This is a genomic window from Clostridium sp. TJA020 (genome assembly GCF_058310295.1).
The window spans coordinates 21206-29009 of record NZ_JBZEFC010000011.1 but is presented as its reverse complement, the minus strand read 5'-3'; the positions used below and the strand labels follow the sequence as shown (position 1 = coordinate 29009).

Annotated in this window: 9 protein-coding genes, 2 tRNA genes and 2 rRNA genes; 10 read left to right on the top strand and 3 right to left on the bottom strand. The window is 26.4% G+C overall.

The genetic code is table 11. The annotated features are described in order from the left end of the window. From AC4FQ1_RS12630 to AC4FQ1_RS12615, 4 genes are all read left to right on the top strand, one after another. Positions 1 to 119, top strand: a 23S ribosomal RNA gene (locus AC4FQ1_RS12630); the annotation flags it as partial. A 65-nt stretch (positions 120 to 184) separates the two neighbouring features. Continuing rightward, positions 185 to 301 (top strand): 5S ribosomal RNA (rrf, locus tag AC4FQ1_RS12625). 7 nt (positions 302 to 308) lie between these two features. Continuing rightward, positions 309 to 384 (top strand) — tRNA-Phe (locus AC4FQ1_RS12620). A 5-nt stretch (positions 385 to 389) separates the two neighbouring features. Then, a tRNA-Cys gene (locus tag AC4FQ1_RS12615) sits at positions 390 to 463 on the top strand. Between the two features lie 136 nt (positions 464 to 599). On the opposite strand, the gene AC4FQ1_RS12610 is transcribed toward AC4FQ1_RS12615, so the two are convergent. Then, positions 600 to 1505 carry a S66 peptidase family protein gene (locus AC4FQ1_RS12610; RefSeq protein ID WP_491169816.1) on the bottom strand — a complete coding sequence of 302 codons (906 nt, stop codon included), beginning with the start codon at positions 1503 to 1505 and terminating at the stop codon, positions 600 to 602. Between the two features lie 88 nt (positions 1506 to 1593). After that, positions 1594 to 2541: a magnesium transporter CorA family protein gene (locus tag AC4FQ1_RS12605; RefSeq protein ID WP_303130017.1), complete on the bottom strand. Its 948-nt coding sequence runs from the start codon at positions 2539 to 2541 to the stop codon at positions 1594 to 1596. Positions 2542 to 2844: 303 nt separating this feature from the next. On the opposite strand from AC4FQ1_RS12605, the gene AC4FQ1_RS12600 reads away from it, so the two are divergent. After that, positions 2845 to 3354 carry a hypothetical protein gene (locus tag AC4FQ1_RS12600; RefSeq protein WP_303130020.1) on the top strand — a complete coding sequence of 170 codons (510 nt, stop codon included), beginning with the start codon at positions 2845 to 2847 and terminating at the stop codon, positions 3352 to 3354. Positions 3355 to 3387: 33 nt separating this feature from the next. Here AC4FQ1_RS12600 and AC4FQ1_RS12595 read toward each other — a convergent pair whose 3' ends face one another. After that, complete coding sequence (locus AC4FQ1_RS12595) at positions 3388 to 4557, bottom strand: zinc-binding metallopeptidase family protein (protein WP_491169815.1); 1170 nt, start codon at positions 4555 to 4557, stop codon at positions 3388 to 3390. A gap of 138 nt (positions 4558 to 4695) precedes the next feature. Here AC4FQ1_RS12595 and AC4FQ1_RS12590 point away from each other — a divergent pair, with 138 nt between their 5' ends. From AC4FQ1_RS12590 to AC4FQ1_RS12570, 5 genes are all read left to right on the top strand, one after another. Next, positions 4696 to 4884, top strand: coding sequence for a sigma factor G inhibitor Gin (locus AC4FQ1_RS12590; protein ID WP_303130024.1), 189 nt, complete (start codon positions 4696 to 4698; stop codon positions 4882 to 4884). Positions 4885 to 4907: 23 nt separating this feature from the next. Beyond that, complete coding sequence (gene tmk / locus AC4FQ1_RS12585; RefSeq protein WP_491169814.1) at positions 4908 to 5543, top strand: dTMP kinase; 636 nt, start codon at positions 4908 to 4910, stop codon at positions 5541 to 5543. A 61-nt stretch (positions 5544 to 5604) separates the two neighbouring features. Beyond that, positions 5605 to 5934 carry a cyclic di-AMP receptor DarA gene (darA, locus tag AC4FQ1_RS12580; RefSeq protein ID WP_303130029.1) on the top strand — a complete coding sequence of 110 codons (330 nt, stop codon included), beginning with the start codon at positions 5605 to 5607 and terminating at the stop codon, positions 5932 to 5934. A 26-nt stretch (positions 5935 to 5960) separates the two neighbouring features. Beyond that, a complete protein-coding gene (locus AC4FQ1_RS12575) occupies positions 5961 to 6890 on the top strand; it encodes a DNA polymerase III subunit delta' (RefSeq protein ID WP_491169813.1) in 930 nt (309 codons plus the stop codon). Between the two features lie 4 nt (positions 6891 to 6894). Continuing rightward, on the top strand, positions 6895 to 7800 hold the full coding sequence (locus AC4FQ1_RS12570) for a PSP1 domain-containing protein (protein WP_491169812.1): 906 nt from the start codon (positions 6895 to 6897) through the stop codon (positions 7798 to 7800). Positions 7801 to 7804 lie beyond the last annotated feature (4 nt).

The window sequence follows — 7804 nt, the reverse complement described above, 5'->3', positions numbered from 1 at the left end:
AGATTTCCCATAGCGTAAGCTAGTAAGACCCCTTGAAGAACACAAGGTTGATAGGTCAGGGGTGTAAGCATGGTAACATGTTCAGCTGACTGATACTAATAGGTCGAGGGCTTGACCAATAAAAAACGATCAACAAAATTCATATGCAATTTTCAGAGAACAAATCTCTTTAAAATAAATGAAATCTAGTGATGATGGCATAGAGGAAACACTCCTTCCCATTCCGAACAGGAAAGTTAAGCTCTATAGCGCCGATGGTACTGCATGGGTGACCGTGTGGGAGAGTAGGACGTTGCTAGGTATGGTGTGGCTCGATAGCTCAGTCGGTAGAGCAGAGGACTGAAAATCCTCGTGTCGCTGGTTCGATTCCTGCTCGAGCCACCATATATGGCGCTATAGCCAAGTGGTAAGGCAGAGGTCTGCAACACCTTCATCCCCAGTTCAAATCTGGGTGGCGCCTCCATAAAAAAAGTCTGTAAACAAAGTTTACAGACTTTTTTGTTTTTAAAATTATTCACAAAAATATCTCTTATATAACAACTTATCCACTAAATATATAAATGCTATTGTGAATAACTTGTATATTTGTGGATTAAATTTTATAGAAGTGAATTTTCACATAATACAAGTTGATTTGTTTTTTTATTATAGTTTGCATAACATCCTATTGGAAAAGTTAAATTAGGATAAGAATGTCCAAAAGGAACATTTAGTATTATAGGTATATTTAAAGGTACAAGTATATCTTTTATTATATCTAGGATATTAAAGCTATAATTATTATCATCAGTGCAATTAGTCATATGTCCTATAATAATAGCGTTACATTTATTAAGTTTAGATGAAAGTAATAATTGGGTTAATAATCTATCTATTACATAAGGTGGTTCGTTTACTTCTTCTAAAAGTAATATACTATTATCTAAATTAATCTCATATGGAGTACCTATAGATGAACATATCATTGATAAGTTTCCACCCATTAATTTACCGGAAAAATAATTATTATTAAATTTTATACAGTTAGAAAAATCGTAAATAAATCCTTTAGTAGGATTGAACAACATTCTTTTTAGATATGATAATGTTAAAATATCATCAAAGTTAGATTTTATCATTGGACCATGAAATGTTATTAGACCATTATTTGCAAAGTAATTTAATAATATAGTTATATCACTATATCCACAGAAGAATTTAGGATTATTTTTTATTATAGATATATCTATATAAGGAAGGGTACGAATAGATCCATATCCACCACGAAAGCATATAATTCCATCTATTGAATCATCTAAAAACATATTAGTTAATTCCTTTGCTCTATCTAGATCTGTTCCAGAAAAGTATCCATGTTTATCATAAATGTGATGTCCTTTTGCAATTTTAAGTCCTAGAGATTTAAATTTATTAATATAAGTATTTATAATTATATCTTCGCTACAAGAAGCTGGAGAAATAATACCAATTGTAGAATTAGTATTTAAAATTTTACCTTTTATCATAATATAAAATTCCTCCTATAAAAAATGAGCTTAATTTAAGCTCACTATTTATTAATAATATTTATATTATGATTTTAAAAAAAAGATGTTATCTAAACATATCATTTTTATATAATATCCAAGCGGCTATTGCACAAATAAATATAGTCATAAACATTATTATATAAAATCCAGATGGGTCATTTGGTGAAATTGGTAGCCATACATTCATACCAAATATACCACCTATTATAGTTGGTATAGCCATAAGTATAGTAACTGATGCTAATACTTTCATAACTATATTTAAGTTATTAGAAATAACTGAAGCAAAGAAATCCATTGTACTAGCAAGGATGTTGCTATAAATTTCTGTCATTTCTATTGCTTGTTTATTTTCTACTATTACATCTTCAAGCACATCTTTATCTGCTTCATATTTTTGAATTATATTTAGTTTAAGCATTTTTTCTAATGTTATTTCATTTGCTTTTAATGAAGTTGAAAAATAAACTAATGATTTCTCAAGTGAATGTAATTGAATAAGTTCTCTATTTTTCATTGATTTATGAAGCCTTTTTTCAATCATTAAGCTTTTTTTATCTATTTGTCTTAAATATAAAAGATAGTATGTTGATATTCTATTTAATATTTGAAGAATAAATCTTGATTTTTTAAATGTATAAAAAGATTTTATTCTCCCATTTATAAAATCAGTTAAAATTTTACTATTTTTAAGGCAAACTGTTATTAAATATTTATCTGTATGTATTATTGATAGTGGATATGTATCATAAGTTAAAGAATTATCCTCCATTTCTGTGAAGGGAATATCCACTATTATTGAAATAACATCATCTTCTATATCTATACGAGAGGTTTCTTCATCATCTAATGATGATTTTAGAAAATCTAAAGATATACCTGTCTTATTTGAGATTAAAATAAGCTCTTCATCAGATGGGGCTACTATATTTATCCAAGAACCTTGCTCTATGTTATCAAGCTGCTTGAGATTTTTATTATTATCATCTATTGTTTTAAATATTTGAATCATCTTAAAACCTCCATTAATATATAATTATATTATACTATTTAATTAATAAATATAAAATAAAGCTATAAATAAAAAGAAAAAATATATAGATACAATTATATTGCTAATTTTATTTTTAAAATTGAAGATAATCAAAGGATAATATAAAAACAATTAGATAAATAAAGATAAAACCTATTTAATACGATTAACAGGCTAATAATAAAAAAATTTGACTTATATTAATATGGAATAAAACTTGAATTACTAGTATAATCATTTCTATGTTTATAAATATTTGATTAAATCATGGGGGATTTAAATATGATGCATAAGGAAATAGTTGCCAAAAAGAAAGCTCCAGTAATAGGAATAGCATTATTTGTTATAACTTTTATGTTATATGCTCAAGAAGCTCTTAAAATTATTGATTTTAGTAGTAGGAAGACTTTGCTTTTATGTAAGTTAATAATAGCATTGATAGCAGTTTTAGTTATAATAAGGGAGTTTTTAAAATGCAAGGTTTCTTACAAATACGCTTTAATAGCGAACAAGCTTATAGTGAATAAGATTTTTTCTAATGATGAGAAAAATTTAACTAGTATAAAAATATCAGATATTGTTTATTTAGGCAAAAAAGGTAAACAACCCAAAAATATAGAGGCAAAACTTGTTGGCAGCTATGGATGTAATAAATTAAAATTTGAACAATGTTGTTGCATATATAAAGTTGATAATAATTACTATAAGTTTTATTTTCAACCTAGTGAATGTTTTATTAATAGAGTTAAAAGAAATATATTAAAATTAAGAGATAATAAATTACTTAAATAAAAAATACCCAAGAAAATAATTCTTGGGTATTTTTTATTTAATATTAGATGTATAATTAAAAAATTCTGATTTTATTTCTGAAAGTAAGTTTTGATTTGTTAGTATATCAAAACCTGTACAAGCAAGTGCTAAACCAGATTTTTTATATTGATCAATAGCAAAATCTGAAATTGTACAGTTAGCAAAATCAGTTGTTCCATAAGCAATTTTTTCATCTTCAACTATTGATATATATGGATGTATTAAAGGGACTTTTTTACTTATAGATCCTAATGAAATTGCTGCATTTATATTTTTTGATGGACATATATTTATAATTCCACATTCCTTTAAGTTATGATTGTATAATCGATTTAAAGTTTTATTACTTACAAGTTCATCACTAGAAAATTGATATAATGAAGTTTTTACTTCAATATTTAATAATTTAGATATGAATTCTGCAATTTCTTTAATTTTATTTTCAACAAAACTTGCATGATTTATAGTTGAAGCTCTTATATAAAATTTACATTCTGATTCTTTTGGAACCAATAAAGGGGTATCTCCACCTTCTGATATTACAGAGTTAATTGTAATATCATTACAGAAGCCTTTAGCAATAGAATTTAATATATTAAGAGTTAAAAGTATAGCATCTAATGATGTATAAGGTTTTGAATTTAGGAAACTCAATCCATCATGACCTGTAAATTTTACACTAAGTGGAATTACAGCTGAAGATGTACCACTTTCGCAAGTTGTAGTATCAGGATGAGAAACCATAACTACATCAATATCATCAAAGACACCTTGTTTTAGCATTACATCTTTTGTACCACCTGCATATTCTCCAGGGCATCCTATAATTATAACAGTTCCATAATTTAATTTATTTATAATATGGCCTAATGAAATAGCTGCTATATATGATATTGTGCTTAAACCATTATGGGCTGTTATATGTCCTTTATCTTTAACAGCATCATATTCGCATATAAAGCATATTTTAGGGTGTCCTGAACCTTTTTTAGCATAAAAGGCTGTAGGAAAATCTAAATAATTATTTTCTACTGAAAAACCATGTTCTTTTAAAAGATTAGATATATATTTTGAAGAATTAGTTTCTTTATAGCTTTCTTCAGCATTATGATAAAGATATTTACATAAATCTGAAATTTCTTTATCATGAGTTGAAAGATAACTAATCATTTCTTGTTTCATAAAAGTGCCCTCCCGATAAATATTCTTTATTATTTTTACCTATATATAAAAAAATATTTATTTTTATATAAAGTATATAAAAATAAATAAATGGACAAACTCTAGATAAATAAATTTATGGATAAAGGAGAGATTTTTATGAAGGGATTAATTAATAAAAAAATAAAGGAAAATGTTTGTGCTGTGTGTGGAAATATTAGTGACAATGGTATAATGATAAAAGGCAATTTTATTTGCCCTTGCTGTGAGGAAGATATAGTAAATATTACTCCAGATGAATATAATTATGATTTTTATGTAAAAAAGATAAAAAGCATATTAAAATAAATTCAAAGAAAGAGGTAACGATATTGAAAAAAGGAAATTTTATTGTATTTGAAGGTGGAGAAGGTTCAGGAAAAAGTACAATGATTGATATGATATACGATTGGCTTGATGAAATGGGGTATAGTGTAATAAAGACTAGAGAACCAGGTGGAATAAGTATAGCAGAACAAATAAGAGAAGTTATACTTAATAAGCAAAATGTTAAGATGGATGGTAAAACAGAAGCTTTACTTTATGCGGCGGCAAGAAGACAGCATTTAGTAGAAAAGGTTATTCCAGCATTAGAAGATGGTAAAATAGTTTTGTGCGATAGATTTTTAGACTCATCTTTAGCTTATCAAGGATATGCTAGAGGCCTTGGAATGGATGAAGTTTATAGTATAAATAAGTTTGCTATAGGAGATTGTATGCCGGATGTATCAATTTTATTTGATATAAGCCCTGAGGTTGGATTAAATAGAATAAAGAAAAATTCTGATAGAGAAGTTAATAGATTAGATTTAGAAAAAATTGATTTTCATAATAAAGTTAGAGAAGGATATAATTTAATTTATAATGAAAGTAGTAAAAATAAATTTAAAATAAATGCTGAGCAAACAATTAATGAAGTTTTTGATGAAGTTAAAGATATCATATCTAATATGCTTAATAATGATTAAAATGGATATTACTTTGTGGTAAAATATAATTAAGGGTATTTAATTATTATGGAGGTTATTTATGAAGTTAGTTATAGCTATAGTAAATGATGATGATTCAGATGATTTGATTGATGTTTTAAATGAAAATAAGTTTGGAGTTACAAAACTTGCAACAACAGGTGGATTCTTAAAAGCTGGAAATACAACTTTAATTATTGGTGTAGAAAAAGAAAATTTAGATAAGGTTATAAGTATTATTAAAGATATTTGTAAGAAGAGAAAAGAAACAGTTACTACACCAGCACCTATTACAGGAAATGCAGGTTTATGTATGCAATATCCAATAGAAATACAAGTTGGGGGAGCTACTGTTTTTGTTGTTGATGTAGATCAATTTATAAAAATATGAGATAAGAATAAAAAGGAGAGGGTGTATTGAGTAGATTTGTAGGACACAATAAAATTATAAATGGCTTTATGAAGAGGGCTGAAAGCAATACACTATCTCATGCTCATTTAATAGTAGGTAGAGATGGAATAGGTAAGAGTATCATATCTGATATTTTTGTATCTAAAATACTTAATAAGCCACTTAGAAAAGAACATGTAGATGCTATTTTCTATAAGAGTAAAAAATCATCAGTAGGGGTTTCAGAAGTAAGAGAAATTATAGAAGAGGTTAATAAAAGGCCTTATGAAGGTAATAAAAAAGTAATTATAATATATAATTCAGAAAAGCTTACTATACAAGCTCAAAATGCATTGCTTAAAACAATAGAGGAACCTCCTACAGGAGTTTTTATAATTATGCTTTCAACAAATTTAGAAAGTATACTAGATACTATAAAATCAAGATGTCAGATATATAAGCTTACACCTCTTAATAATAATGAAATGATAGAATTTATTAATTTAAATTATAATTTAAGAGAAGAGGAAATCTTATCTATATTAGCTTATTCAGAAGGTATCCCAGGAAGGGCTTTAAGATTTTTAAATGATGAAAATCTTCAAAATCTTAGAACTCTTATATTAGATATGCTAAAAGATATAAATAATAATAATCCAGAAATAGTAATAAAATACGAGAAGGCATTTCAAGAATTTAAAGATGAAAAAGAAGAACTATTAAATATGATAGCTACTTTTATAAGAGATATAATTATTTATAAAGAATTGGGAAATAAGAGTATTATAGTAAATTCTGATAAGATTAATGATATAGAAGAACTTATAGAAATGATGTCATATAAAAAGTTAAATGGAATGCTAAAATATATAGAAGACGCAAGAGATAATCTAAAGCATAATATTAGTTTTGCAATGAGCATTAGTGTTATGCTTATGGGATTTTTGGAGGTATAATTACATGGTAAAAGTAATTGGAGTAAGATTCAAAAAGGCTGGGAAAATATATTATTTTGATCCAAACAATTTAAATATAAATAAAGAAGACTATGTTATAGTAGAGACTGCTAGAGGTATTGAATTTGGTCAATGTGTTATTGGAATAAAGGAAATTAAAGAGGAAGATATAATATCACCTCTTAAGAGTGTTTTAAGAATTGCTGATGAGAATGATATAAAGAAACATGAGGAAAATAAAGCAAAAGAAAAAGAAGCACTAGAAATTTGCACAAAGAAGATATTAGAACATAATCTTATTATGAAGTTAATTGATGTTGAATATACTTTTGATAATAATAAAGTTATATTTTATTTTACTGCAGATGGAAGAGTTGATTTTAGAGAATTAGTTAAAGATTTAGCTACTATATTTAAAACAAGAATAGAGTTAAGACAAATAGGGGTTAGAGATGAAGCTAAGATGATAGGTGGGCTTGGTCCTTGCGGAAGATCTCTTTGCTGTTCATCATTCTTAGGAGATTTTGCTTCAGTTTCAATAAAAATGGCTAAAGAGCAAAATCTATCATTAAATCCAACTAAAATATCAGGTATATGTGGAAGATTAATGTGTTGTTTAAACTATGAGCAAAGCACATATGAAAGCATAAGAAAAGAATTACCTAAGGTTGGCTCAATTGTAAAAACACCTGAAGGAACAGGAGAAGTAGTTCAAAATAATATTGTAAAAGAAAGTGTTAAAGTAAAATTAAAAAGAAAAGATGAAGAAGTCTTAGAAAACTTTAATATTACTGAGGTAGAACTTATAGAAGGGTCATACGAAGATTCTATTGATGAAAATGATATAAAATTAGTAGTAGATGATGAAGTAGATAAAAAACTAATAAAAGAACTAATAAAAGAAAAGTAGGAGG